This window comes from Streptomyces sp. NPDC001056, from assembly GCF_053598955.1.
Genome location: NZ_JBSFLI010000007.1, coordinates 163,554 through 188,531, shown reverse-complemented (window position 1 = coordinate 188,531; position 24,978 = coordinate 163,554). Strand labels below are relative to the sequence as shown.

General features: G+C 74.5%; 25 protein-coding genes. 16 read left to right on the top strand and 9 right to left on the bottom strand.

The annotated features are described in order from the left end of the window. Positions 1–114: 114 nt before the first annotated feature. Positions 115–2,448 carry an FUSC family protein gene (locus tag ACWDD7_RS11500; RefSeq protein ID WP_450457194.1) on the bottom strand — a complete coding sequence of 778 codons (2,334 nt, stop codon included), beginning with the start codon at positions 2,446–2,448 and terminating at the stop codon, positions 115–117. A 70-nt stretch (positions 2,449–2,518) separates the two neighbouring features. Beyond that, entirely contained in the window at positions 2,519–3,160 is a 642-nt protein-coding gene (locus ACWDD7_RS11495) for a carbohydrate binding domain-containing protein (RefSeq protein WP_450457193.1), read from the bottom strand. Between ACWDD7_RS11495 and ACWDD7_RS11490 the strand changes: the two genes are divergently transcribed. Continuing rightward, on the top strand, positions 3,151–4,827 hold the full coding sequence (locus ACWDD7_RS11490; protein ID WP_450457192.1) for a sigma-70 family RNA polymerase sigma factor: 1,677 nt from the start codon (positions 3,151–3,153) through the stop codon (positions 4,825–4,827). The two genes, ACWDD7_RS11495 and ACWDD7_RS11490, sit on opposite strands and share 10 nt — an antisense overlap. 243 nt (positions 4,828–5,070) lie before the next feature. Here the strand turns inward: ACWDD7_RS11490 and ACWDD7_RS11485 are convergent, their stop codons facing one another. After that, positions 5,071–5,514 carry a hypothetical protein gene (locus ACWDD7_RS11485; protein ID WP_450457191.1) on the bottom strand — a complete coding sequence of 148 codons (444 nt, stop codon included), beginning with the start codon at positions 5,512–5,514 and terminating at the stop codon, positions 5,071–5,073. Between ACWDD7_RS11485 and ACWDD7_RS11480 the strand changes: the two genes are divergently transcribed. From ACWDD7_RS11480 to ACWDD7_RS11465, 4 genes are all read left to right on the top strand, one after another. Beyond that, entirely contained in the window at positions 5,480–6,718 is a 1,239-nt protein-coding gene (locus tag ACWDD7_RS11480; protein ID WP_450457190.1) for an MMPL family transporter, read from the top strand. The genes ACWDD7_RS11485 and ACWDD7_RS11480 overlap by 35 nt on opposite strands. Before the next feature lie 130 nt (positions 6,719–6,848). Then, the gene (gene msrA, locus ACWDD7_RS11475; protein WP_392212867.1) at positions 6,849–7,370 is read left to right on the top strand and encodes a peptide-methionine (S)-S-oxide reductase MsrA; all 522 of its coding nucleotides are present in this window, start codon (positions 6,849–6,851) and stop codon (positions 7,368–7,370) included. Between the two features lie 97 nt (positions 7,371–7,467). Next, positions 7,468–10,224, top strand: coding sequence for a LuxR C-terminal-related transcriptional regulator (locus ACWDD7_RS11470; protein WP_450457260.1), 2,757 nt, complete (start codon positions 7,468–7,470; stop codon positions 10,222–10,224). Between the two features lie 113 nt (positions 10,225–10,337). Next, complete coding sequence (locus ACWDD7_RS11465; protein WP_085563090.1) at positions 10,338–10,535, top strand: hypothetical protein; 198 nt, start codon at positions 10,338–10,340, stop codon at positions 10,533–10,535. A gap of 24 nt (positions 10,536–10,559) precedes the next feature. On the opposite strand, the gene ACWDD7_RS11460 is transcribed toward ACWDD7_RS11465, so the two are convergent. Then, positions 10,560–11,132 carry a potassium channel family protein gene (locus tag ACWDD7_RS11460; protein WP_450457189.1) on the bottom strand — a complete coding sequence of 191 codons (573 nt, stop codon included), beginning with the start codon at positions 11,130–11,132 and terminating at the stop codon, positions 10,560–10,562. 408 nt (positions 11,133–11,540) lie between these two features. Between ACWDD7_RS11460 and ACWDD7_RS11455 the strand changes: the two genes are divergently transcribed. After that, on the top strand, positions 11,541–12,032 hold the full coding sequence (locus ACWDD7_RS11455) for an SHOCT domain-containing protein (RefSeq protein ID WP_351875199.1): 492 nt from the start codon (positions 11,541–11,543) through the stop codon (positions 12,030–12,032). A gap of 34 nt (positions 12,033–12,066) precedes the next feature. Further along, positions 12,067–12,531, top strand: a complete 465-nt coding sequence (locus ACWDD7_RS11450; RefSeq protein ID WP_392212869.1) for a DUF7144 family membrane protein — start codon at positions 12,067–12,069, stop codon at positions 12,529–12,531. A gap of 58 nt (positions 12,532–12,589) precedes the next feature. Here ACWDD7_RS11450 and ACWDD7_RS11445 read toward each other — a convergent pair whose 3' ends face one another. Further along, positions 12,590–13,672 carry an NAD(+)/NADH kinase gene (locus tag ACWDD7_RS11445; RefSeq protein ID WP_450457188.1) on the bottom strand — a complete coding sequence of 361 codons (1,083 nt, stop codon included), beginning with the start codon at positions 13,670–13,672 and terminating at the stop codon, positions 12,590–12,592. Positions 13,673–13,935: 263 nt separating this feature from the next. On the opposite strand from ACWDD7_RS11445, the gene ACWDD7_RS11440 reads away from it, so the two are divergent. The 4 genes from ACWDD7_RS11440 to ACWDD7_RS11425 all read left to right on the top strand — a co-directional run bounded on the left by ACWDD7_RS11440 (position 13,936) and on the right by ACWDD7_RS11425 (position 17,706). After that, positions 13,936–14,085 (top strand): hypothetical protein, encoded by a 150-nt coding sequence (locus ACWDD7_RS11440; RefSeq protein WP_450457187.1) that lies wholly within the window; start codon positions 13,936–13,938, stop codon positions 14,083–14,085. Between the two features lie 141 nt (positions 14,086–14,226). After that, a complete protein-coding gene (locus ACWDD7_RS11435; protein WP_450457186.1) occupies positions 14,227–15,741 on the top strand; it encodes a purine-cytosine permease family protein in 1,515 nt (504 codons plus the stop codon). Between the two features lie 344 nt (positions 15,742–16,085). After that, on the top strand, positions 16,086–16,484 hold the full coding sequence (locus tag ACWDD7_RS11430; RefSeq protein WP_351875213.1) for an SseB family protein: 399 nt from the start codon (positions 16,086–16,088) through the stop codon (positions 16,482–16,484). Positions 16,485–16,608: 124 nt separating this feature from the next. Further along, positions 16,609–17,706 (top strand): hypothetical protein, encoded by a 1,098-nt coding sequence (locus ACWDD7_RS11425; protein WP_450457185.1) that lies wholly within the window; start codon positions 16,609–16,611, stop codon positions 17,704–17,706. On the opposite strand, the gene ACWDD7_RS11420 is transcribed toward ACWDD7_RS11425, so the two are convergent. The 4 genes from ACWDD7_RS11420 to ACWDD7_RS11405 all read right to left on the bottom strand — a co-directional run bounded on the left by ACWDD7_RS11420 (position 17,703) and on the right by ACWDD7_RS11405 (position 21,790). Further along, a complete protein-coding gene (locus ACWDD7_RS11420) occupies positions 17,703–18,101 on the bottom strand; it encodes a MarR family winged helix-turn-helix transcriptional regulator (RefSeq protein WP_351875218.1) in 399 nt (132 codons plus the stop codon). The two genes, ACWDD7_RS11425 and ACWDD7_RS11420, sit on opposite strands and share 4 nt — an antisense overlap. Positions 18,102–18,144: 43 nt before the next feature. After that, positions 18,145–18,501 carry a VOC family protein gene (locus ACWDD7_RS11415; protein WP_351875221.1) on the bottom strand — a complete coding sequence of 119 codons (357 nt, stop codon included), beginning with the start codon at positions 18,499–18,501 and terminating at the stop codon, positions 18,145–18,147. Between the two features lie 278 nt (positions 18,502–18,779). Further along, positions 18,780–21,086 carry an FtsX-like permease family protein gene (locus ACWDD7_RS11410; RefSeq protein ID WP_450457184.1) on the bottom strand — a complete coding sequence of 769 codons (2,307 nt, stop codon included), beginning with the start codon at positions 21,084–21,086 and terminating at the stop codon, positions 18,780–18,782. Beyond that, a complete protein-coding gene (locus ACWDD7_RS11405; RefSeq protein WP_450457183.1) occupies positions 21,083–21,790 on the bottom strand; it encodes an ABC transporter ATP-binding protein in 708 nt (235 codons plus the stop codon). Before ACWDD7_RS11405 ends, ACWDD7_RS11410 begins: the two co-directional genes overlap by 4 nt. Positions 21,791–21,930: 140 nt before the next feature. Between ACWDD7_RS11405 and ACWDD7_RS11400 the strand changes: the two genes are divergently transcribed. The 5 genes from ACWDD7_RS11400 to crcB (ACWDD7_RS11380) all read left to right on the top strand — a co-directional run bounded on the left by ACWDD7_RS11400 (position 21,931) and on the right by crcB (ACWDD7_RS11380) (position 24,945). Next, the gene (locus tag ACWDD7_RS11400) at positions 21,931–22,794 is read left to right on the top strand and encodes a sensor histidine kinase (protein ID WP_450457182.1); all 864 of its coding nucleotides are present in this window, start codon (positions 21,931–21,933) and stop codon (positions 22,792–22,794) included. Further along, a complete protein-coding gene (locus ACWDD7_RS11395; RefSeq protein WP_450457181.1) occupies positions 22,791–23,507 on the top strand; it encodes a response regulator in 717 nt (238 codons plus the stop codon). The genes ACWDD7_RS11400 and ACWDD7_RS11395 overlap by 4 nt, the downstream gene beginning before the upstream one ends. Before the next feature lie 228 nt (positions 23,508–23,735). Beyond that, complete coding sequence (gene crcB / locus ACWDD7_RS11390; RefSeq protein ID WP_351875234.1) at positions 23,736–24,200, top strand: fluoride efflux transporter CrcB; 465 nt, start codon at positions 23,736–23,738, stop codon at positions 24,198–24,200. After that, complete coding sequence (locus ACWDD7_RS11385) at positions 24,197–24,580, top strand: DUF190 domain-containing protein (protein WP_392212881.1); 384 nt, start codon at positions 24,197–24,199, stop codon at positions 24,578–24,580. The genes crcB (ACWDD7_RS11390) and ACWDD7_RS11385 overlap by 4 nt, the downstream gene beginning before the upstream one ends. Continuing rightward, complete coding sequence (gene crcB / locus ACWDD7_RS11380; protein ID WP_450457180.1) at positions 24,577–24,945, top strand: fluoride efflux transporter CrcB; 369 nt, start codon at positions 24,577–24,579, stop codon at positions 24,943–24,945. Before ACWDD7_RS11385 ends, crcB (ACWDD7_RS11380) begins: the two co-directional genes overlap by 4 nt. Positions 24,946–24,978: the final 33 nt, after the last annotated feature.

The window sequence follows — 24,978 nt, the reverse complement described above, 5'->3', positions numbered from 1 at the left end:
GCCCGCCGGCAGGGCACGCACCGTGGCGGGCGCGGCGCCGTACGCGGGGGAGACCGAGCCCGGCCTCACTTCACGCCTACCCGTGGACGAGGGTCCCGCAGCGACCCGGTGGGGTCAGAGCGTGGGAGTCGGTCCGTGGCGGGGTCTCGAACCACCTGGGCCGCCCTCGGCACCGCGGGATCCGCCGCCTGCGCGGTCGGACCCCCTCTCGGTACCCCCGGCTTCCGCTTCTGCACCATCTGTTCCACCCTCCGCACCACTGCCTTCCCCTTCGGTCCCCGCCTCCCCCGCCTCCCCGTCCCCACGCGCGATCCTGGACAGATCGGCCATGAGAGAGTCCAGCCAGGACACGGTGGCGTAGTACAGCCGTGGCGCGCCGGGGGGTTCCGCGTCGGCGCCCGGGAGGGAGCGGGTGAGGCGGGGCACCGGGGCCGACGGGGTGTCGCCCCCGGGGTCGAGGGCCGCCGAGACCAGCAGCATCCGCCCGGCCACGCGGTCCCCGAGCCCGCTGACCGTCGCGGCCGCCGGGCCGAGGCCGGTGTACGGCGGCTCCAGCAGCCGTTCGGAACCCCACAGGGTGTGGTGCCCGGCCATCAGCGCCGCCTGCCAGTCCACACCGGGCGGTGCGGGACCGCGCCCCCGGCCCCCGAACGGCGCAGGCTCGCTCTGGAACTGGCCGTACGCGGACTCCGCGAGGATCACGGCATGCCGCAGCGAACGGTGCCGGGGCATGCCCGAAGGCACGGCCGCCCGTTCCTCCCGGGCCACCGAGGCACTGGTCGCCACGACGATCTCCGCCGCCCTGCGCAGCAGCTCCGCCGCCGCGAACCGCAGCTCGTCATGGGCGCCGCGCGGCCAGGCCAGCAGCCCGAACACGGCGCCGATCGCGCTGCCGACCAGCACGTCGAGCAGGCGCACCTCCGCGAGCCGCCAGGTCGGCGGCACGAGCTGGGCGAAGACCAGGGCCACGAGCACGGTGAACAGGCCCTGCGCCCAGCCGACCCCCTTGACGGGCCCGACCGTGAAGGCGAACAGCATCCACAGGGGGAGGAGGACGGCGTAGACGTTGGTGTGCGTCCCGACCAGCGCCAGCGTTCCGCCGGTCACCAGGGCCCCGGCCAGCGTGCCCGCGAGGGCCGACCGGATGGTGCTCCAGGTCTCGTCCATGGTGGTGCGGGTGAGGGTGAGCGTCGCCAGCATCGCCCAGAAGCCGTGGGGCAGCGTGTCCACCGCGGTCACCAGCCGCGCCGCCGCCAGAGCCAGCGCGATGCGCACCGCGTTCTGGAAGAACACCGACCGCCGCCCGGCATGCCCGCGTACCCGGTGCCACCACAGCACCGGCGCCCGCGCGGTGGCGTACCAGAAGCGCTCCGGCGGGCCCACCGCGCAGGCGCGCCGGCCGTGCACCGCCAGATCGGCCGCCGCCCCCATCGCCAGCGCCGCGTCGGCGACCTCCAGCACGGCCGCGTGCCGCCGCAGCACCTCCGGCGCCGGCCGTGTCCCGGACTCGGCCGGGTGCGTCGTGGACCGTGCGGCCAGGGCGGCACGGACCGCGGCCAGCTCCTTGTACTCGGCCAGCGGCGAGGCGCCCTCCCGGAGACAGCCCGTGGTGGCGGTGGCCAGGCGCGCGACCGCGCCGAGTACGGCGGTCGCGAGGGCGTCGGGCACGGCCGGCGGTGGGACGTCGCCGCCCGACATGACCGACAGCCGGGGCAGCCTGCTCAGCAGCGCCCGCCCGGCCAGGCCGGTGTGGGAGAGCGCTCGATCCCGTACTCCCGGGCCCGCCGGGCGGTCCGCCTCGGGCACGGTCAGGGAGCGCAGCCGGTGACCGGCCTCGCGGGCGGCGCGGACATCGGCGCGGCACAGGACGTACGGCGGGCTCGTGAGCGAAGTGGCGCAGCGGGCCGCGACGGCCGCGGCGTGGGCGGCGCGTGCCCGGTACGGCGGCGGCGTGGGCTCGGGGAAGAGCAGGGCCTCGGCGAGGACGAGCAGGGCCATGCCGGTGGTCGTGCCGAGCAGCCGGTCACCGAGCCGGCCGGGGTCGTACGGCGGGAACGACGGCAGGATGTACAGGAGTTGCAGGCCCGGCGCCGCCCCGGCCGGGCGCGGGCCGCCGACGGCCGAGAAGGCCAGCACGAAGCCGACGACCAGCATGCCGACGACGGCGCTCCAGGTCCGTACCGACAGCCATGTCCCGGCGATCACCAGCAGCCAGCCCACCGGGACCAGCCGCAGCGTCACCGCGGCGCGCTGCCGCCCGGTGCCCGGGATTCTGGACAGCCCGCCCAGGGCCACCGCGGCGAACAGCGCGTAGGTGGCGGCGACGGGGCGGTCGAGGCCGTAGCGGAAGAGGTAGAAACCGGCCGCGGCGACCAGCGTCACCTGGATCGCCCGGCGCGCCGGGGCGGCGTACGGCGCCGGGATCCGGCCGGCGGGAACACCAGACACCCCTCCAGGCTCACGCATCACCACGCGCCCGGCACCTGCGGGCACCGGGCGCGTGATCGAGGGTGGACGTTCAGCCGAGGGCGAGGTCGTCGGCGTGGACGCTGCCCCGGCCGTACCAGCCGTGGACGTACACGGTGACGGTGCCGCTGCTGCCGGTCGTGAAGGTGGCCTTCAGCTGGTTCCGGTCCGAGCCGTTCGACCAGGTGCCGGCGTTGGCGCCGCCGCTGACGCCGAGGGAGGCGTAGGGGCCCTGGACCCACCCGGTGAGCGGGTAGCCGTGGTCGGGGGAGAGGGTGACGGTCCGGTCGCACTCGCCGGTGCCGGCGGGGTCGGGCGTGACCTGGAGGGCGTGGCTGCCCGAGTGGACCGGGGTGGTCACCAGCGTGCCGGCGCCGGTGCAGGTCCAGGGGCCGAGGGCACCGGCCTCGAAGCCGGCGTTCGTCAGCGCACCCCCGCCGCCACCGCCCCCGCCACTGGTGGCGACGGTGAGCGTGTACGTCGCGCTGTGGGTGCCGCCGGTGCCCGTGCCGGTGACGGTGACGGGGCGGACTTGGCCGGCGCCGGACCGCCGCGTGCCCGTGTCGGGAAACCCGCGCCGGAAGCGGCCGGAAAGCGTCCCCGAACAACTGTTATCCGAGCCGCTTCGAACGGTCTCCCAGTCGTCGGGAACAATCGTTCGGCGTCGAGGACGGGAAACATCTGATGAGCACACGGCACACGGACGCGGCGGAGACGGCGGCCCTGGTGACCGCGGCCCGCGAGGGCGACGCGGCGGCTCAGGACGCCCTGGTCGGCGCCTACCTTCCGCTGGTCTACAACATCGTGGGGCGGGCGCTGAACGGCTCGGTGGACGTCGACGACGTGGTGCAGGAGACCATGCTGCGCGCCCTCGACGGCCTGGGCGGGCTGCGCACCCCCGAGCGGTTCCGCTCCTGGCTCGTCGCGATCGCGATGAACCAGGTCCGCGACCACTGGCTGGCCCGGCAGTCCGCGCCCGCCGCCGTGGAGGAGGCGCACGACCTGGCCGATCCGGGCGCGGACTTCGTGGACCTGACGGTGGTGCAGCTCCAGCTGTCGGGCCAGCGCCAGGAGACCGCGCACGCCACGCGCTGGCTGGAGCCCGACGACCGGGGGCTGCTGTCGCTGTGGTGGCTGGAGTGCGCGGGCGAGCTGACCCGCGCGGAGGTCGCGGCCGCCCTGGATCTGAAGCCCGAGCACACCGCGGTCCGTGTGCAGCGGATGAAGGCCCAGCTGGAGGCGGCCCGGGTGGTGGTACGGGCACTCGACGCGCGGCCGCGCTGCGAGGAACTGCGGACCGTGCTGGCCACCTGGGACGGCAAACCCTCGGCGCTGTGGCGCAAACGCATCGCCCGGCACGCCCGCGGCTGCCCGCGCTGCTCCGGGCTGTGGAGCGGACTGATGCCCGCGGAGGGGCTGTTGGCCGGTCTGGCGCTGGTCCCCGCGGCGCCCGCGCTCCTCGCCGCGCTGCGCTCCGCCCCGGGCGGGATGGCGCCGGTCGCGGCGACGGGCCCGCTCGACGCCCGGTCGGGCTCGGGCGGTTCGGGCGCGGGCGCCGGTTCCGGGGCCGGACGGCGGGCCGCGCGCACCCGCTCGGGCGGGCGCGGCGACGGGCGTGACGGGTCGCGCGGCGCGTCCCGCCGGCGCAGGCGCATCCGGCGCCGGGCCGTCGGGAGCATCCTCGCGGCGTGTGTCGCGGGCGGCGGACTCTGGTACTTCGGCATCGACTCCGAGCCCGCTACCAGCGACACGGCCGCCGACCGGAGCGCGGGCGCCTCCGTGGCCGACCTCTCCGCGCCGAGCGCCGTACCCACCTCGCAGTCCCCGTCGGTGTCGGCGTCCGGGAGGCCGGGGAAGCCCAAGAAGCCCGAGAAGAAGGCGCCCGGCAAGAGTCCGAGCCCCACGAGGAGGAGCACGCCGACGCCGCGCCCGACCACCCCGCCGGCCCCGGTGCCGACCACGGCGCCGCCGCCGTCGGGGGACACCGTCAGTCAGGTGGTCGCGCTGGTCAACAAGGAGCGCGCGAGCGCCGGTTGCGCCCCGCTGACCGAGGACCCGCGGCTCCAGCAGGCGGCGCAGGCACACTCCGACGACATGGCCGCGCGCCACTTCTTCGACCACGTCAATCCGGACGGCGCCGACCCCGGGCAGCGCATCACCGCCGCGGGATACCGGTGGTCCGCGTACGGCGAGAACATAGCCATGGGCCAGCAGAGCCCGGCCTCCGTGATGGACGCCTGGATGAACAGCTCGGGCCACCGCGCCAACATCCTCAACTGCTCGTTCAAGAACATCGGCGTGGGCGTGCACAAGGGCGCGGGCGGCCCCTGGTGGACCCAGGACTTCGGCACGAAGATGTGACGCCCTTCGCGTGACACCCCTTGGGCGGGGGGACCGCCCAAGGGGCCGGCACGGGTGACGGTCGAGGGAGTTGGGCAAGGCGGGCGGCCCCCGTGGCGGCCGGCTCCGCCCGTCCACACGGCCGGTCGAGGAGAGGTCACCGCCGTGCGCGTCACGCAGGGCCGCTGTCACCGCCGTCCACGTCCACCGCCGTCCACGTCGCGCGGGGCCGCCCACCGCCGTTCGCGTCGCGGAGACCCGCCGTCACCGCCGTTCGCCCGATCCGATCTCCCGCAGCATTCCGAACGCCCGCCGCAGCGGCGCCGGTTCCACGTCCTCGATGCCCGACGCGCGGTGCGCCCGCCGGGTGCGCAGCACGGCGCGCACGGCGGAGAGGGCGGCGCCCGCGATCACGGCGGCGCGCAGGTCGGCGTCCGGCGCGTCCGGCGGCAGCCTGCGCCGCACCAGCACCGCGAGTCGCTCCTCGAAATCGGCGAAGGCCCGGACGAGCCGGGACGTGACCACGTTCTCCACATCCCCGAGCGGACGGGTCAGGGCGGTCAGCGTGGACGCCGAGAACGGCTCGGCCGCCTCCAGCAGCGCGTGGCACACCGCGTCCAGCGGTTCCTCGTCCGCCGGTCGCGCGGCCAGGGCCCGCACCAGCGGGCGCGCGATGCTCGTCGCCGCCCTCACCGTCGCCGTCGCCATCCTCAGCCTCTCCGCGTGCGGGCTGGGCCTCATCGGCCGGATCGGCCTCGCCGCCACCCTCGCCGTCGTCGTCACCGCGGCCGCCGCCCTCACCCTGGTCCCGGCCGCCCTCGGCCTGATCGGCACCCGCGTCGACCGGGTCCGGCTGCGCCGCCGCCCCGTCGCCGAGGGCACCGGCGGGAGAGCGGGCGGCAACCGCTACGCCGCGCTCGTCGCCCGGCGCCCCCGTGCCTTCCTCGCCGCCGGTCTCGCCCTCCTCGCCGTATGCGCCGTACCGATGCTGTCCCTGCGGCTCGGGCACGTGGACGCGGGCGCGGACAGGCTCGGCAGCAGCACCCGTACGGCGTACGACTGGATCGCGGCCGCCGACGGACCGGGCTTCGGCAAGGGGGCGAACGGCCCGGTCGTCACCGTCGTCGACCTCAGCGGGGCGCGGGCCCCCGCCGACCGGATCGCGGCCGACGTGGCCGAGGCCCTGACGGCCACCCACGGGATCGCCGCCTTCACCCCCGTACGGCCGAGCCCCGACGGCCGGATACTCGTCACCACGCTCACCCCCGCCACCGGCCCCCAGGACGCCGCCACCGGCACCGTGGCGGCGCAGGCCGACTTCCGCGCCACGATCGGCGAGCGGCTGCCGCTCGTCGTCGGGATCGTCCTGGTCCTCGCCTTCCTGCTGCTCCTGGCCGTCTTCCGCAGCCTGGTGATCCCGCTGAAGGCCGTCGTCCTCAACCTGCTCACCACGGCCGCGTCCTACGGCGTGCTCGTCGCCGTCTTCCAGTGGGGCTGGGGCGACGCCCTGCTCGGCCTGTCCGAGCCGGTGCCCATCGAGTCGTACGTCCCGATGATGATGTTCGCGATCGTCTTCGGGCTGTCCATGGACTACGAGATCTTCCTGCTGTCCAGGATCGCCGAGGCCTGGCACCGTACCGGCGACAACCGGCTCGCCGTGGGGGAGGGGCTGTCCGCCACCGCCCGGGTGATCTCCGCCGCGGCCTTCATCATGACCGCCGTGTTCCTGTCCTTCACCGCCTCGCCGACCGTCGTCGTGAAGATGCTCGCCCTGGGCCTGGCGATCAGCGTGATCGTGGACGCCACGGTGGTCCGGCTGGTCCTGGTGCCGGCCGCGATGTTCCTGATGGGCCGGGCGAACTGGTGGATACCGCGCCGTCTCGACCGGATCCTGCCGCACCTGAGCGCCTGACCACGCCCGACCACCCCGCCCGCGCGCGGCCGGCGGCCCTTCGCCCCCCGCCCGGGCGGTATTACGCTGGATGACCGTGCCACCGGCACGTCAACAGGGGTGCGGGGCCGGACGAATCAGGGAGCGACCGATGACAGCGGGAACCGAACGAGCCGTACTGGCGGGCGGTTGTTTCTGGGGCATGCAGGACCTGGTCCGCAAGCAGCCCGGCGTGGTCTCCACCCGCGTCGGCTACAGCGGCGGCGACACCCCGAACGCCACCTACCGCGACCACGGCGACCACGCCGAGGCCATCGAGATCCTGTACGACCCCGCGGTCACCAGCTACCGCGACATCCTGGAGTTCTTCTTCCAGATCCACGACCCGACCACCCGGGACCGCCAGGGCAACGACATCGGGCGCAGCTACCGCTCCGCGATCTTCTACGACGGCGAGGAGCAGCACCGCACGGCCGTCGACACCATCGCCGACGTCGAGGCGAGCGGCCTGTGGCCCGGCAAGGTGGTCACGGAGGTCGAGCCGGTGGGCGACTTCTGGGAGGCGGAGCCCGAGCACCAGGACTACCTGGAGCGCTACCCGAACGGCTACACCTGCCACTTCCCGCGTCCGAACTGGAAGCTGCCGCGCCGCGCGTCGGCCGCGGCGGACTGAGCCACCCCGCCGCACGGACACCGGCTCGTGTGGCGCGTCGTCGCCCAGGGGAGATCCTGGGAGAGGAGCGGAACGCGTGATCCGCGACCCGACGACGATGGTGGTGACCACCATGGGCGTGCCGGACGAGACCGGAGCGGACCCCCAGGGGCCCGCCGATCCGTGTGGGGACCCGTTCCTGCGGACACGGTTCGCGATCCCCACCCTGCCGGTGACCTATCTGCGCCGCGACCGGCTGCTCGGGCACCTGGACGCGGCCCCCGGCACCCCGCTGACCGTGGTCGGCGGGGCCGCCGGAGCGGGCAAGACGCTGCTGGTCGCCGACTGGGCCGCCCACCGCGGCAGACCCGTCGCCTGGCTCACCGCGCAGATGGCCGACAAGGGCCGCGGCACCTTCTGGGCCTACCTCCTCCAGTCCCTGCGACGGGCCGGGGTGACCCTCTCCGCCGAGGTCGGCCTTCCCGCCGAGGCGGGCCGCGTGGACGACGCGCTGCTCACCCGGCTCGCCGCGGAACTCAGCGCCCGCGCGGCACCGGTGACCGCGGTCATCGACGAGTACGACCGCGTCACCGACCCGGAGATCGCCGACCAGCTGGAGTTCGTGCTGCGGCACGCGGGCACCGGCGTCCGCCTGGTCCTCGTCACCCGGACCGAGCCCCTGCTGCCGCTGCACCGCTACCGGGCGGCCGGTGCCGTCACCGAGATCCGCAACGACGAGCTGGCCTTCACCCCCGACGAGGCCGCCGAGCTGCTGGAACTGCACGGCATGCGTCTGCCCCCCGACGAGGTCGCCGCGCTGCTGGCCCGCACCCGGGGCTGGGCGGCCGGGCTGCGGCTCAGCGCCCTGGCCGCGCAGGGGGAGCGCGACCCGCGGTCGTACCTGAGGGAGTTCGAGGCCGACCGCACCACCATCGGCGACTACCTGATCGCCGAGGTGCTCAGGCGGCAGCCCCCCGAGACGCAGGACCTGCTGCTGCGGATCAGCGTCCTCGACCGCTTCTGCCCCGCCCTCGCCGACGCGCTCACCGGGCGCGCCGACGCCGAGCTGATCCTCACCGGCCTGCACCGGGAGAACGCCTTCGTGGAGGACCTCGGGCACTCCTGGTTCCGGCTCCATCCGCTGTTCCGGGAGATCCTGCGGGCCCATCTGCGGGCCCGCCACCCCGGCCTGGAGACCGAGCTGCACCGCCGGGCCGCGGGCTGGCTACGGCACTCGGGCCCGCTCGGCGAGACCCTGGAGCACGCCGCCGCCGCGGGCGACTGGGCGGCCGCGGCCGAAGCCCTCGTCGGTGATCTCGCCCTCGGTGAACTCCTCACCGGCCCGCGCGCCGAAGCCCTGGCCGCGCTCTTCGCCACGATGGGGTCCGAGCCGCGGACCCCGGCCACCGACCTCGTCCGCGCGGCCCGCGCGCTGTCCCTCGGCGACCTCGACCGGGGCCTGCCGATCCTGGCACGGGCCGCGCGGGCGCTGGCACAGGAGCCGCACCCACCGGCCGGGGGCATCGAGCACACCGCGTCCGACCCGTCCGCCGCCCGACTCGGCTGCACCCTCCTCCAGGCCCTGGCCGCCCGGTTGACCGGTTCCCCCGCACAGGCCGAGGCGGCCGCCCGGCGCGCCGAGGAACTGCGCCGGGAGGTCCCCGGCCGCCTGCTGGACCTCCATCCCGAACTCACCGCCCTGCTCCGCGCCCACCTCGGCGCGGCCCATCTGTGGGCCGGACGGTTCACCGAGGCCCGCGCGGCCCTGACCGCGGTGGCGGATGCGGGCCGTACGGCGTCGGCGTCCGCGGTGGCGGTGCGGGCGTCCGCGGCGGTACGGCCGTCGGCGGCGCGGGTCGGCGAGGAATGCCTCGCCCAACTCGCCCTGCTCGACCACCTCGACGGCCGCCCCGGCCGCGCCGAGCGCAAGGCCCTGACCGCGCTGGCCGCGGCCGACCACACGGGCACCTCCGCACCCCCGGGGGCCGGCCTGGCCACGCTCGTCCTCGCCGCCGTCGCCACCGACCGCGACGAACTCGACCGGGCGGCGGCACTCCTCGACTCCCTGACCGACGACGTCCGGCACCCCGGGGCCGACCCGGTGACCCGGGCCGAGCACGCCCTCGTCACCGCCCGGCTCCTGCTCGCCCGCGGCGACACCGAGGGCGCGCTCGACGCGGCCGACCGGCCGGTGGTGGCGCGGGAGCCGTCCCCGTGGGTGGAGGCACAGGCGGCACTGGTGGTCGCCGGGGCCCATCTCGCCCAAGAACGACCGGAGTTGGCCGCCAAGCTGCTGACGGAACTGCCCGGCGAGGACCCGCTGTGCCTGGTGGGCGCGGCCCGCGCGGAGCTGGCGGCGGGCCGCCCCGCGCGCGCCGGTGACCTGCTCGACCGGATACGCCCGCGGCACGGACTCGGCACCGCGATCGCCGTACGGGCCGCCCTGGCCGAAGCGCAGCTCGCCGGGGTCGCGGGCGATCGCGAGGCCCGGCGTCGGTTCGTGGCGCAGGCGCTGCGGGAGGCCCGGCGGGACCGGCTGCGGCGGCCCTTCCGGGAGGCGGGGCCCTGGCTGCGGCCCCTGCTCGCCGCCGCGCCGCTGCGCGCGCTCGCCGAGGGCTGGCTGCTGCCCGGCGCCCCGGCCCCGGACGGCACCGCACCCGCGGCCGGACCGACGCCGGTGGTCGAGGAGTTGAGCGGCCGCGAACGCGATGTGCTGGTCCGGCTGGCCGAGATGATGTCCACCGAGGAGATCGCCGCCGACCTCTTCGTCTCCGTGAACACGGTCAAGACCCACCTCAAGAGCGCCTACCGCAAGCTGGGCGTGAACCGCCGGCACGACGCCGTGCGCCGCGCCCGGGAACTGGGCCTGCTGTGACCGAGCCGCCCGACATCACCTGTGACGGGTGAGGCCGGTCGACGGGCCGGGGCGCAGGATCGCAGGAAGAGGGGCAGGGTCCGCCCGTCCGCGGCACGCGGGGAAGGCACCTCATGCGCTACGAGATTCGCGTCGACGGAGAGCTGACGGAGACGCTGGCCAAGGCGTTCCCGGAGCTGGACCACGTGGTGGTGTCCGGCCACACCATCCTGTTCGGCCGCGTCCTGGACGAGACGCACCTGTACGGACTGCTGGCCCGCTGCCAGTCCCTGGGCCTGCGCGTCCTGGAGATGCGCCAGGCACCTCAGTGAGGGCCACGGTCCCCCGGCCCCCCGCTACGGCTCCCGCCCCGGCCCCTTCCTGCGCAGCCCCGCCTCGACCGCCGCCGCGAGCAGCCGTACGGCCACGCCCACCAGCAGCAGGCCGCACACCATCTGGCACATCACCGTGACCCGGCCCGCCTCGGAGAGCGCGGTGATGTCGCCGTACCCCACGGTGCTGAACGTGGTCAGCGTGAAGTACAGGGCGTCCGTCTTGGTCAGCGGCTCGCTGAAGGAGCCCGGGGTGTCGTGCTCGATGATGTGGTAGACGCTGGCGAAGACCACCAGATACAGGCCCACCGTCGCGATCAGCGCCTCCACCGCCTTCAGCCGGGGATGCGGGGAGTGCATGATCATCCAGGCCTCCCAGCCGAAGACCAGCACGACCGCGAGGAGACCGCACACCAGCAGGAGGGCCGTCGCCAGGGTGGTGCGGGTCTCCAGCGGCACCAGGTAGTACGCGACGACCAGGCTGGTGAGGATGGCCAGCGTCCGCGCGCAGGACGCGGCCGCGGCCCGGCCTCGCCACCCGGCGGACCGGGAGCCTTGGGCGTTCCCGGACGGTGCGCGTCCTGCTGGTTCGGTCATCGTGGGTCTCTTCCGCCGCTTCGCCGTCGGCCGCCGCCCGCTGTACCCAGCTCAACGCCCGGTCCTTCGGCACGGATCACCCGCCAGGGGTGATCCCGTACGCGCCGCGCGGAGCGACGCTGTTCTCGTGAGGTCCCCGCACAAGGCCCCGTCGGCCGGCCGGGCGCGACCTCGGGCACGGGACGGAGGAGCCATGACCTCCGCCGCGCGATCCGGGTCCGCAGGGCCACCACGGCCCGTCCCCCGGACCGGAGCAGGATCCCGACGGGGCCGCCCCCGCATGACGGCCGCCCGTACGAGGACCGCCGTTCACCCGCCCAGGGTGAGGCGTTGCCGGCTGCGCGAAGAGCAGCCTGGGAAGGGTGGACGACCGACTACCGGGCGCGGACCCGGGACGGAGGAAGCGACATGAGCGTCCAGACCTACCTGGCATATGACTATCCGGCGCTGAGCGTCTTCTGGTCCATGCTGGTGTTCTTCCTGTGGATCATGTGGTTCGTGCTGCTCTTCCGGGTCGTCATGGACGTCTTCCGCGACGACTCCCTGGGCGGCGTGGCCAAGGCCGCCTGGCTGCTGTGCGTCGTCCTGCTGCCGTTCCTGGGCGTCTTCGTCTACCTGATCGCCCGCGGCAAGGGCATGGGCCGCCGCGAGGTCGAACAGGCCCGTGCCCAGCAGCGGGCCTTCGACAGCTACATCCGCGAGACCGCCCGGGGCGGCACCTCCAGCGCCGACGAACTCGCCCGGCTGTCCGAGATGAAGGCCCGCGGCGACATCACCGAGGACGAGTTCCGCCGGGCGAAGGACATGGTGTTCGCCGCCCACGGCCCGTCCGCGGGCACGGGGCCGGAAGCCACCGGACCCGGCCGTTCGGGAGCGGTCTCCTCCAGCTCCCCGCACTGACGTACCGCACACCACACAGAAGCGAGGTGGCACGATGAGCGCACCCCACGCGCACCACAACGCCGGCACCGGCGCCGGCACCAGCACCACGCGCGAGCCCACCACCAAGGAGCTGTGGGCGACCGGGCTGACCGCGTTCGCCGCCGTGATGCTGCTGCTCACCGGCATCCTGGACATCTTCCGCGGCATCATGGGGATCGCCCAGGACGACGTCTTCCTCACCACCCGCAACTACGTCTTCCAGTTCAACCTCACCGGATGGGGCTGGGTGCACCTGATCCTGGGCGCCGTCGCCGTCGTCGTCGGCCTGGGACTCATGAAGGTGTCGGCCTGGGCGCGGGCGGCGGGCGTGGTCATCGCCGCGCTGATCATCATCGCCAACTTCCTGTCCCTGCCGTACTACCCGGTCTGGTCGATCGTGATGATCGCGCTCGCCGGGTTCACGATCTGGGCGCTGTGCGTGGTCCGCAAGGAGGGCGGCCGGGGCCTGTTCGACTGAACCGTCCGCGCCGTGCGGGTCGACCGCCGCCACTTCGCCGCACCGCCGCACCCGGGCCTCAGGAACCCCCTGCCCCCTCAGGGGGTGCACCCGGCGCGCGCGGCAGGGCCAGGTGGGCGAGGTCGCCCGGGAGCGGGGAGGTCACCGGCCACAGCGGGGTGGCCCGGCCGTCGGCGAGGGCGGCCGGGGCGTCGGTGAGGTTCATGCGCTCGCGCAGCCGGCCGTAGAAGTCCATCGGGCCCAGCCGTACCGCCTTCAGGCGGCGGGGCGCGGCGTACACGCCGATCCAGTCCCCGGGGCCCAGCACGCCGCGCAGCTGGCCGTCGATGCTGACCGCGGCCTGACCCGACCGCTCCAGCACCCGCAGAGCCACGGGCTCGTCCGGGGCGGCCACGACCGAGCGGTTGAACACCATGTGCGGCGCCACCGGCGTGAACACCAGCGCCTCCGCGCGGGGCGAGACCACCGGGCCCCCGGCGGCGAAGCTGTACGCCGTGGAGCCCGTGGGCGTGGCGACCAGCAGCGCGTCCGCCGAGTAGCAGGCGAGGAGCCGGCCGGCCAGATACACCGCGACCGACACCTGCCGGTCCCGGGCCAGCTTCTCCAGGACGACGTCGTTGAGCGCGGTGACGTCCAGCGCGACGCCCCAGTCGCTGTCGGCCGTGCACTCCGCGCGCACCCGGGGCGGCGGCAGCATCGGCCCGCGGCCGTACTCGATCAGCGCCTCCATCCGCGCGGGCACCTCCAGCCGGCACGACGCTCGCATGGTGAGCAGCATCCGGCTCTCCACGGTGATCCGCTCCGCGCGCACGGCGTCCAGGGCCGCCCGCACGGCCGGGGCCGGCACCTCGGTCAGGAAGCCGACCCGCCCGAGGTCCACGCCGAGCACCAGCGCGTCGTTCTGCGCCGCGAGCCGGGCCCCGCGCAGGAAGGTGCCGTCGCCGCCGAGCGTGACGATCAGGTCCGGGTCGCCCGCCGCGTCGACCTCCTCACGGGAGCTGTGCCGGGAGCCCTCCTGCCACACGTCGATGTCGGCGCAGGCGACCGCGTGCTCCGCGCACCACTCGCGCACCGCCCGCGCGGCAGCCTGCGCCTCGGCGCGCCCGCCGTGCACGACCAGGCCGACACGGCTCACCGTCATACCCGCACCACCCGCCTCCCGGCCGCTCCTGCCGAGCGCCATCCTCGCCGGGGACGCCACGGGCCTCGCGCACGCCACGCCGCCGGACGGCACCGGCGTACCCCTCCCGGCATGGGCATCGGCGTCGAGAAAGCGCACGTTCGTCGTGCCCCGCGGTCCTGCGCGACGGCGCGGCGGATTCACCCGTCCACTCGCTCATGACGTCCGCGCCGGGCGGGTACCCGGAGCATGCCGGACACGTACGGATGGCCGGGGAGGCCAGGATGAGCGAGTACACGACCCCTTCCCAGGCCGAGGGCGAGCGGGAGCCGGACGACGCGGTGGCGCAGCCGACCCGCACCACGCCGTCCCAGGCCGAGGGCCCGGCCGAGGACAGCCCCGAACGCGAGGACGACGTAGAGGGCGGCGACTGACCGGGACATCCCCGAGGCCGCGGGGGCCGGCACGCACCGGACCTGCCCCGCGGCCGAGCCGCGCCTCGCCTGCGTTGCTGCGTTGCGGCCCCCGCGGTGCCGACCTAGCGTGATCCCGACACGTCAGACAGGTAGGCCGTGATGACGCATCCGCACGACCCCCTCGGCATCACCGACGACAGAGCCGCCGCCCGCCCGATCCAGTTGGAGACGCACGGGCTCGACGTGATCGGGGACGCGGACCGCAGAGGCACCCCGCGCATGCTCTTCTGGCCCTGGTTCGGGGCGAACGTCTCCGTGCTCGGGCTCAGCTACGGCGCCTTCGCGTTCGGTTTCGGCATCTCCTTCTGGCAGGCGCTCTGCGCGGGCACGATCGGCATCGTCGTCTCCTTCCTGCTGTGCGGCTTCGTCTCGGTCGCCGGCAAGCGCGGCTCGGCGCCCACCATGGTGCTCAGCCGTGCCGCGTACGGGGTGCGCGGCAACCGGCTGCCGTCGGTGGTCTCCTGGATGCTCACCGTCGGCTGGGAGACCGCCCTCATCTCGCTCGCCACCCTGGCCACCGCGACCGTCTTCACCAGCCTCGGCTGGGGCGGCGGCACCGAGACCAAGGCCGTCGCCCTCATGGTGGTGGCCGCGCTGACCGTCGTCGCCGGTGTCATGGGCTTCGACCTGATCATGCGGCTGCAGACCGCCATCACCGTGATCACCGGCGTGCTGACCCTCGTCTACGTCGGTCTCGTCGCCCACCAGGTCGACTGGACCGCAGTCAAGGCGGTCCCGGGCGGGTCCGCGCAGCAGATGATCGGCGCGCTGGTGTTCATGATGGCGGGCTTCGGGCTCGGCTGGATCAACGCCGCCGCCGACTACTCCCGCTATCTGCCCCGCGACTCCTCCAGCCGGGGCGTGATCGGCTGGACCGCCTTCGGCGGCTCGCTCGCCCCCGTGCTGCTGCTGGTCTTCGGCGTGCTGCTGGCCGGGTCCTCGCCCCAGCTGAGCCGGGCCATCGCCGACGACCCGATCGGCGCCCTGGCCGCGATCCTGCCCACCTGGTTCCTGGTGCCGTTCGCCGTGGTCGCCGTGCTCAGCCTGGTCGGCGGGGCCGTCCTCGACATCTACTCCTCCGGCCTCGCCCTGCTCTCCGCCGGACTGCGCGTGCCCCGCTATCTGGCCGCGCTCTGGGACGGCTGCCTGATGATCGCCGGCTCGATCTACATCGTGTTCTTCGCCGACGGCTTCCTCGGCCAGTTCATGGGCTTCCTCACCACGCTCGGCGTGCCCATCGCCGCCTGGTCCGGCGTCATGCTGGGCGACCTCGCGCTGCGCCGCCGCAACTACGACGACGGCGACCTGTTCCGCCCGCACGGCCGCTACGGCGACGTCCCGCTGGTCCCCCCGGTGCTCACCCTCGCCGCCACGGCCGTCGGCTGGGGCCTGGTCACCAACACCGCCGCGCACTGGCTGGGCTGGCAGGGCTATCTCCTCGGCCCGTTCGGCCTCGGCGGCCGGACCGGCGCGTGGGCGTACGCCAACCTGGGCGTCGTGATCGCCCTCGTCCTCTCCTTCCTCGGCACCCTTCTGCTCGGGCGGCGCCGGGTGCGCGCCCAGGAGGCGCTGGCGCCGAGCCCGGCGCCGGGGGAGGAGATCCTCAGGGCCTGAGCCCCGCTGCCTCCGGCGGGGCGGCGCCGAAGGCCCGAGCGAGCGGCACTGTCCCCGGTGGGGAGGCGTGTGGGGCCGGAGTGGCAGTGTCTCCGGGGGGAGGCGCGTGGGGCCGGAGTGGCAGTGTCTCCGGGGGGAGGCACGCGGGGCCGGAGTGGCAGTGTCTCCGGGGGGAGGCACGCGGGGCCGGAGTGGCAGTGTCTCCGGGGGGAGGCACGCGGGGCCCGAGCACCTCTTCCGGTTCGTGCGCATGCCCCGGGTCCACCCCGGGTACGCGAGGCGGGAGCCCACCCGGGCAGTCCGTCCGGGTGGCCCGTACGACCACCGCTACCTGGGGATCTGCCATGGAGACACCCGCACACGACGCCCTGCCGACGCCCGCCCAGCAGGCGCTGGACGCCCTGGTCGCCAACGCCGAGGACCAGAGGGCCCTGGACACCCTCGCCCACAGCGACGTACTCGTCCCCGTGCCGGACGAAGCGATCGACGGCGAGGGCGCCGACGCCACGACGGTGGCCCTGCCCATCCTGGAACAGCCCGGAGGCGATCCGGTCGTCCCCGTCTTCACCACGGAGAACGAGATGGCCGAACTCCTGCCCTTCATCTCCCGCTACCGCCTCATCCCGCTGGGCGCCCTGGCCTCCCAGTGGCCGGACGAGGAGATCTCCCTGGCGATAGACGGCAGCTCCGAGCACGCGCTGACACTGACGTCACAGGGGGTGCGCACGCTGCTGGCCCGCTGAGCCGAGGGGCCCGCGAACGGGGGGTGGCGCCGGTGCGCGGCTCCGCCGCGGGGAACGCGGCCACCGCGAACCGGCGGCCGCGCGAAGGTGATCACCACCTCTCCGTGGGCGCGAGAATGACCTCATGGAATACATCGCCGGCACGGCAGGTGCCCTGCTCCTCCTCGCCGTGCTGAGCAGCATCCTCCGTACCCTCGTCGTCCCCCGGGGCCTCTACTCCTCCCTCGTGTTCCGCCTCTGGTGGCTCCTCCGGAGGCTTCTTCGGCTGACCACCTTCGGCAGGGGCTACGAGGCCATCGACCGCGCCCAGACCTGGCTGGCGCCGCTCATGCTCATCGGCATGCTCGCCGGCTGGCTCGCCGGGGCCTTCCTCGGCTTCGGGCTGCTGCTGTTCGCGCTGTCCCCGCTGTCCTGGTCCACCGCGTTCCGCGAGGCGGGCTCCAGCCTGTTCACGCTCGGCTTCGCCAGCGGCGCCCGGTGGAGACTGTCGGCCCTGGACTTCGTCGCCGCGGCGACCGGGCCGGTCCTGATCGCGCTCCAGATCGCCTACCTGCCGACCCTCTACGCCGCCTACAACCGCCGCGAGGTGGAGGTCACCCTCCTCCAGGCCAGGGCGGGCGAGCCCTCCTGGGGTCCGGAGATCCTGGCCCGGCAGTGGCTGGTCGACACGGAGACCGCCCTGCCGGAGCTGTACCGCGCCTGGGAGCGGCTGGCCTCGGACATGGGGGAGAGCCACTCCACGTACCCGGTCCTGCTGACCTTCCGTTCCCCGCGCCCGTACCGCAGCTGGCTGGTGGGGCTGGTCGCCGTGATGGACGCGGCCGCGCTCCAGCTCGCGCTGGACCCGAAGACCGCGCCGCCGGAGGCCCGCCTGGTGCTGCGGGCCGGGTTCAGCGCCCTGCGCGACATCGCCCGCGCGGTGCGCGCCCCCTTCGACTCCGACCCCTCGCCCACCGCGCCGATCCGCCTCACCTACGCGGAGTTCGACGCGGCCGTGGCGCTGCTGGACTCGGCCGGCTTCCGCGCCGAGCGCACCCCGGAGGAGGCATGGCCCCACTTCCGCGGCTGGCGGGTCAACTACGAGTCCGTCGCCTATGAACTGTGCCGCCGCTGCGACGCCGTACCGTCCCTGTGGACCGGCCCGCGCGACTTCCCGACGACCCCGATCCCGCCGCGCCGCCCGGCGGACCGGCGCCCCGACGACCCGCCGGGGAGTGCCTAGCGCTCCCGCTCGGCCAACATCCGGCCCAGCACCGCCCGTTGGATCGGGAGCACCTCGGAGTGCAGGTCGCGGCCCTTGCCGGTGAGGGAGACCCAGACGCCGCGGCGGTCCTCGGCGCACACCGAGCGTTCCACCAGGCCGTCCTTCTCCAGCCGGCTGATCAGCCGGGACAGGGCGCTCTGGCTGAGATGCACCCGTCCGACCAGGTTCTGCACCCGGCAGTGGTCGCCGTCGTGGGGCGACTCGGCGGCCAGGACGTCCAGCACCTCGAAGTCGCTGGCGCCCAGCCCGTAGGGGTGCAGCGCACGGTCTATCTCACACATCGTGCGCGCGTGCACGGAGAGGATGTCCCGCCAGCGCTCTTCGAGCCGGGCGTCGGCCGTTCTCGCTGCCATACCGGCACCGTAGCACCGATCCAGCCACTTGTTGAGTATGCAACTACTTTTGGGTGTCGGGATCCTGAAGCAGGCCCACCATGTTGCCGTCGGCGTCCTTCACCGAGGCCACGAGCCTGCCGTTGCCCACGTCCCGGGCGTCCTGGACGATCTCCGCGCCCGCCGCCACCAGTGCCGTCAGCCGCTCCCGCAGATCGGTGACGTGCCAGAACGGCACCGGCCCGGTCAGGCCCTGCGCGTGCCCGTTCGGGTCGAGGCCGATGTCCTGCCCGGCGCTCCTGAAGCCGATGTAGTACGGCTCGTCGGCATACGGCTCGACGCCCAGCAGCGCGCCGAACAGGGCCTTGGCCCGCTCCGGGTCCTTGACGGGGTAGATGATCGTCTGCACGCCGGCGGTCATGGAACTCACTCCTTGGAAGGCGAGGGACAAGAGGTCCGACGGGCTCCCCGTCGGTGCTCCCACGCTAGGCCGGGGGAGCCCGCCACGGCTTCTCGAATCCTGACCGGTCACGACCCCGGCCCCGACGGGTCACGACCCCGGTCGGTCACGACCCGTCGTCCCGCTCGGTCACGCCGTTTGCGCTCGGTCGCGACCCTCGACCCGGACCGGTCGCGACCCTCGACCCGGACCGGTCGCGGCTTTCGTCTCGACCGGTCACGGCCCTGCCCCGCCGCGCCTCACTCGCTGTGCAGCACCTCCGCCACGGTGAGCCGGGCCGCGCGCCGCGCCGGCACCAGTGCGCCCAGCACCGCGATCAGCACCCCCGCCGGCGCCACCAGCGCGAGCAGCGGCGCGTGCCAGACCTCCGTCATGGACGGGGGCAGGCTGATGTCCAACCCGCCTGCCATCCGCGGCACCACCAGCCGGTGCGTGACGATGCCCAACGGCACGCCCAGCAGCGAGCCCGCCACCCCGAGCACCGCCATCGACGTCACCGTCATCACGGTGACCTGGCGCGGCGTCATCCCGATCGACTTCAGCATGCCCAGGTCGCGCCGCCGGTCGTGGGTGTTCAGGACGGCCGTGTTGAACACCCCGAGCGAGGCGACCAGGGCCAGCATGAGGGTCAGCGCGGTCGCGGAGCCCACGATGGTGCCGGTGACGTTGTTCGGGCCGTTCAGTTGCGGGGCGAGACCCGGGTCGGCGGCCCGGACGGCACGGGCGTACGCCTCGGGGGACGCGCCCGCGCGCAGCGTGACGTGGTACGCGATCGGCGCCGCCCTCGGGATGAGGGCGGTGACCGTCGGCCAGGCGCCGATGACCAGCCGGTCGTTGGTGTCCATCGTCGCCCCGACGACGGTCACCCGCTCCTCGCGGCCGTCCTTGCGCAGCCGCAGCCGCTCCCCGACCTCCAGTCCGTTGCGCCGCAGGAACGGCGTGGCGGCCACCACCTCCCCCCTTCGGCGCGCCCACCGGCCCGCCGTGAGCACGCTGTCGAGGGTCAGGTCGCCGCGTCGGCCCTCCAGCATCACGGGCTGGGTGCCGCCGGCGAGGAGCACCTCGTCGTCCGAGCGCGCCGTGATCCGCGCCGCGCCCGGCAACGACCTCAGCAGCGACTGGAGTTCGGGGTCGCTGTGCACCGGCCGCACCTCCTTGCCGTGCCGGATGTCGCCCACGTACACCGTGACGTCGTAAGGGTGGCCACCGCTTCCGAAGCCGTTCAGCGTCGCCGCGAGGCCGGCCGCGAACGTCACCGTCGCCACGCCCAGGACCACGGCGGCCAGCGTCACCGCGCTGCGCGCCGGACGGGCGAACGGCAGCCCGACACCGAGACTGACCGACCGGGGCAGCCGGGTACCGGCCAGGCGCCGCTGGACGCCGAGCGCCCGCCCGGCCCGCGGGGCGCTGCCCGCGCTGATGGCCCGCGCCGCCGACAGCCGCCGCGCCCGCACCGAGGGGCCGAGCGCGGCGAGCACACAGACCAGGGGCATGCCGAGCAGGGCGAGCAGGTTCACCCAGGGCGCGATCCCCAGGCTGTCGTGCAGCACCCCGGAGGCGGGCCCCGTGAACACGAACCGGAAGAAGGGTCCGGCGAGCAGATCGCCGCCGAGCGTGCCGAGCGCACAGCCCAGTACGGCCGGCACGGAGACCATCACCAGATAGACGGCGAGCACCTGCCCCGGCGTGAAACCCAGCGCCTTGAGGATGCCGATGTGCCGGAACCCGGAGACCACCGCCCCGCCGACCACATGGGCGACGATGAGGACCGCCACCAGGATCCCGAGGATGCCGAAGGCCATCAGGTACGGCGCGTACGCGCGGGCGCTGCCGCCGATCCGGTGCTTGAGCGCCAGGTACGTCTGCGAGCCGTTGACCGAACCCCGCGGCAGCCCGTCGGTCACCGTGGCGAGTCCGGCGCGCAGCGCGCTCTGGGACGACGCGTCCCGGAACCGGAGCAGCAGCTGGCTGGCCGTGGGGTGCAGGGCGCCGATCTGACCCGGGGTGACCCAGGCGTCCGCCGTGTGGCTGAGATCGAAGGCGAACCCGACGATCCTCAGGGTCGGACCCGAGGGCATGTGGAACCGCTTGCCGAGGTCGTCCGCGGTCCAGTCGGACTGCCGGTTCAGCACCACCTCGCCCGGCCGGACGGCCCACCGCCCCGCCCACAGGTCGACCCGGTCCACCGCGCCTTTCGGGTCCGCGCGGCCGACGACCGTGATCTCGCCGCCCAGACCGAAGTTCCCCGTGTCGCGCGGAATGTCGACCGTGGCCTGCGGGAACGGCCCCGCGACCGCCTCGACCCCCGGCTGCCGCGCGGCGCGCGCGAGCCGGCCGTCCGACACCTTGCCGCGGTCGAACTCGGCCACCACGTGCGGCCCGTTGAGCTTCGCGAAGGCGTGGTCGAACGGCGCCGACGCGGCGTCCACCAACCCCAGCGCCACCACCAGCGACCCCGTGGACACCAGGGTGACCAGCCAGATCACCAGCGTCTGCACCCTGCGCCGGCGCACCGCCGCCCGCGCCGCCAGCCACACCGCCCTCATGCGGAGGGCTCCAGGGCGTGCTCACCGGTCACCCGGCCGTCGGCCAGCCGCACCAGACGGCTCGCGCAGCGCTGCGCGAGGCGCTCGTCGTGCGTGACGACGATCAGGGTCTGGCCGATCTGGTTGAGGTCGATCAGCAGGTCCATCACCTGCTCCCCGGCCCGGCTGTCCAGCGCGCCGGTCGGCTCGTCGGCCAGCAGCAGCGCGGGCCGGTTCATCAACGCCCTTGCCACCGCGACCCGTTGGCGCTCGCCTCCGCTGAGCACCGCCGGGTAGGCGTTGCGCCGCTCGACGATGCCCAGCTCCTCGAACAGTTCCAGCGCCCGCCGCCGCGCCTGCCGGGCGGGGGTGCCGGTCAACTGCGCGGCCAGCGCCACGTTGTCCAGCGCGGACAGGTCGTCCACGAGGTTGAAGAACTGGAAGATCATGCCGATCCGCCGCCGCCGGTACAGTGCGAGCCCCTTCTCGCCCAACTCCCCGATGTTCTCCCCGTGCACGACGACGCTGCCCGCCGTCGGCCGGTCCAGCCCGGCGATCATGTTGAGCAGCGTGGACTTGCCGCACCCCGAGGGCCCCATCACCGCGACCGCCTCCCCGGCCCGGATCCCCAGCGACACCCCGTCCAGGGCGACCGTCTCGCCGTACTCCTTGCGCACCCCGTCGAGCCGTACGACGGTGTCTGCCGATCTCTCCTCAGTGACCATGGTCAGGACGCTATTGGTGCGGCCCTGGCACGGGCATCCCCCCTCGGGCGGCACCGCGCCCGAGGTCTCATCCTCGGGATTGAGGGCTCTGGATCCCCGGGCCGAGGCGGTTGTCGGTGCCGTCTGCCACCATGAACGGCATGGGGGAGTACGACGTGTCGGCGGTGGCGCTCACGGTGGTGTGCGCGGTCGCCCTGGGACTGGCCGTGGCGCTGGTGCGCACCCGGCGCCGCTGGCGGGCGGCGGTCGGGGAGCGCGGCTGGCTGCTGGAGCGGGAGCGCGAGAGCGCCGCCGAGGCCGCCGTCGCGGCCGAACGGGACCGCATCGCCCGCGAGTTGCACGACATCGTGAGCCACACCGTGGGCCTGATGGTCGTGCAGGCGAGCGCCGCCCGCGAGGTGCTGGGCACCATGCCGGACGAGGCCGCGACCGCGCTGAGGGCCGTCGAGGACGCGGGCCGGGGCGCCATGACCGACCTCAGGCATCTGCTCGACCTGCTGGCCCCCGCGCAGGACGGCACCGACACCGGTCCGGGTTCGGACGCGGGTGCGGAGGCCGCGCCCCGCGCGCCGCTGCCCGGTCTCGACCGGCTGGGCCCGCTGGTGGACCGCATATCGTTCGCCGGGCTGCCCGTCGAGGTCCGTGTCTCCGGCGAGCCCCGCCCGCTGCCCCAGGGCGTCGACGTGACGGCCTACCGCATCATCCAGGAGGCCCTGACCAATGCGCTGCGCCACGGCGACGGCGGCAAGGCGGAGGTCAGCGTGCGCTACGCGGGCCACGCCCTGCGCGTCGAGGTCCTCAACAGCGGCCCGAGCGTGCTGACCGGCACCGCGCCGACCGCTCCGACCACCCCGGCAGCTCCGCGGCCGCACCCCGAGGGCGCCGGCCGCGGACTGCTCGGCCTGCGCGAACGGGTCGCCGTGTACGGCGGTGACCTCGACGCCCGGCGCAGACTCGGCGGTGGATACCGGGTCCGGGCCCGCATACCCCTGGACCGCCCGTGACACCGGACGCGCCCGAGCGGGCGCCCCGCGTGCTGATCGCCGACGACCAGACGCTGATCCGGACCGGCTTCCGGCTGATCCTCAACGCCCGGGGCATCGACGTGGTCGGCGAGGCCGCGGACGGTGCCGAGGCGATCGCGGCGGCGGGGGAGCTGAAGCCGGACGTCGTCCTCATGGACATCCGCATGCCCGACGTGGACGGGCTGGAGGCGACCCGGCGGATCCTGGCCCGGGACCCCGGCATCCGGGTGCTCATGCTCACCACCTTCGACCTGGACCGGTACGTGTACACGGCCCTGTCGATCGGGGCCAGCGGCTTCCTGCTCAAGGACGTCACCCCGGAGCACCTGGCGGCGGCCGTCCGTCTGGTCGGCACCGGCGACGCCCTGCTCGCCCCGCAGATCACCCGGCGCCTGGTGGAGCGGTACGCGGCCGAGGCCGGGCGGCCCCCCGAGGGTCCGCCCGCCGACCTCGCCGCCCTCACGCCCCGCGAGCGCGAGGTGCTGCTCCTGCTGGGGCGGGGCATGTCCAACACCGAGCTGGCCGCCGAGCTGACCCTCAGCGAGGCCACCGTGAAATCCCATGTGGCCCGCATCTTCGCCAAGCTCGGCCTGCGTGACCGCGCCCAGGCGGTGGTGCTCGCCTACGAGTCGGGACTCGTCCGACCGGGCGCGCTGAGCCCGCCCCCGGGAACCGGGCCCGCATCGCGATGAGCCGGGCCGGTTTCTCGATGAGCCGGCCCTCTTCTCCAAGGGGTCGGCCCCTCGTCTTCGAAGAATCGGCCCCTCTTCTTTAAGGAGGGCCGACCTGCCGGGGAAGGGCGGGTGAACAGCCCTGCGGGCGGCCCGCGGCATGGCCGGGGCGCGGCCGGGGCGGCGGTAGTCTGGTGCCCGGCCGTGATCACCCACCGGGGGTCGGCCGAGCAGGAGACGTACGCAGCGATGACAACCCCCGAAGCCGAGACCCTTCGCGCCCGCCCCGCACCGCGCCGGCGGACGCGCTGGCGTGCCCAGGGCCCGATCGTCGCGGTGGTCGCCGCCGGCGGCGCCCTCGGCGCCTGCGGCCGCTACGGGCTCGCGCTCGCCTGGCCCGCCCCGCCCGAGGGCTTTCCCTGGGCGACCTTCTGGACCAACCTGATCGGCTGCGCCGTGATGGGCGTGTTCATGGTGTTCATCACCGAGGTGTGGGCAGCCCACCGCCTCGTCCGCCCCTTCTTCGGCACGGGCGTCCTCGGCGGCTTCACCACCTTCTCCACCTACACCGCCGACATCCGCAGGCTGGTCGAGTCCGGGCGCCCCGAGATCGGCCTCGCCTATCTCCTGGCGACGCCGTGCGCGGCCCTCGCCGCGGTGTGGCTCGCCTCGGTCACCGCCCGCCGGGTACTGACCAGGAGGGAACAGCCATGACCTCGCTCACCGGCCGCGCGCTGCGGCTGACCGTCTACGTCGGCGAGGACGACACCTGGCACCACAAGCCCCTCTACAGCGAGATCGTGCACCGCGCGCACGCCGCCGGGCTCGCGGGCGCCAGCGTCTTCCGGGGCATCGAGGGCTTCGGCGCCTCCTCCCGCATCCACACCTCCCGCCTGCTCTCGCTGAGCGAGGATCTCCCGGTCGCGGTGGTCGTCGTGGACACCGAGGAGCGGATCAGGGCCTTCCTGCCCCAGCTGGACGAGCTGGTCCGCGAGGGCCTGGTCACGCTGGACGAGTGCGAGGTCGTACGGTACGTCGGACGCGCGCCCGGCCCGCACCCCGTGGCGGGGCCGGAAGGTGAGGAACCGTTGTGAACTGGCTGCTCGTCGTGGCCGGGGCCATGGTCGGCGCACCCGCGCGCTACCTCACCGACCGCGCCGTACAGGCCCGGCACGACTCGGTCTTCCCCTGGGGCACCTTCGTGGTCAACGTCGCCGGCAGCCTGATCCTCGGGCTGGTCACCGGCGCGGTCGCCACCGGGGCCGCGGGACCCCATGGGCAACTCCTGCTCGGCACCGGTCTGTGCGGGGCGCTGACCACGTACTCGACCTTCTCCTACGAGACCCTGCGGCTGACCGAGGCCGGCGCCGGCCTCTACGCTGCGGTGAACGTCGTCGCCGGCGCGGCGGCCGGGCTGGCCGCGGCCTTCGCCGGGTTCTGGCTCGCCGGCGCTCTGTAGGCCGGGCGCTTGGCAGACCGCAGGACGCAGCAA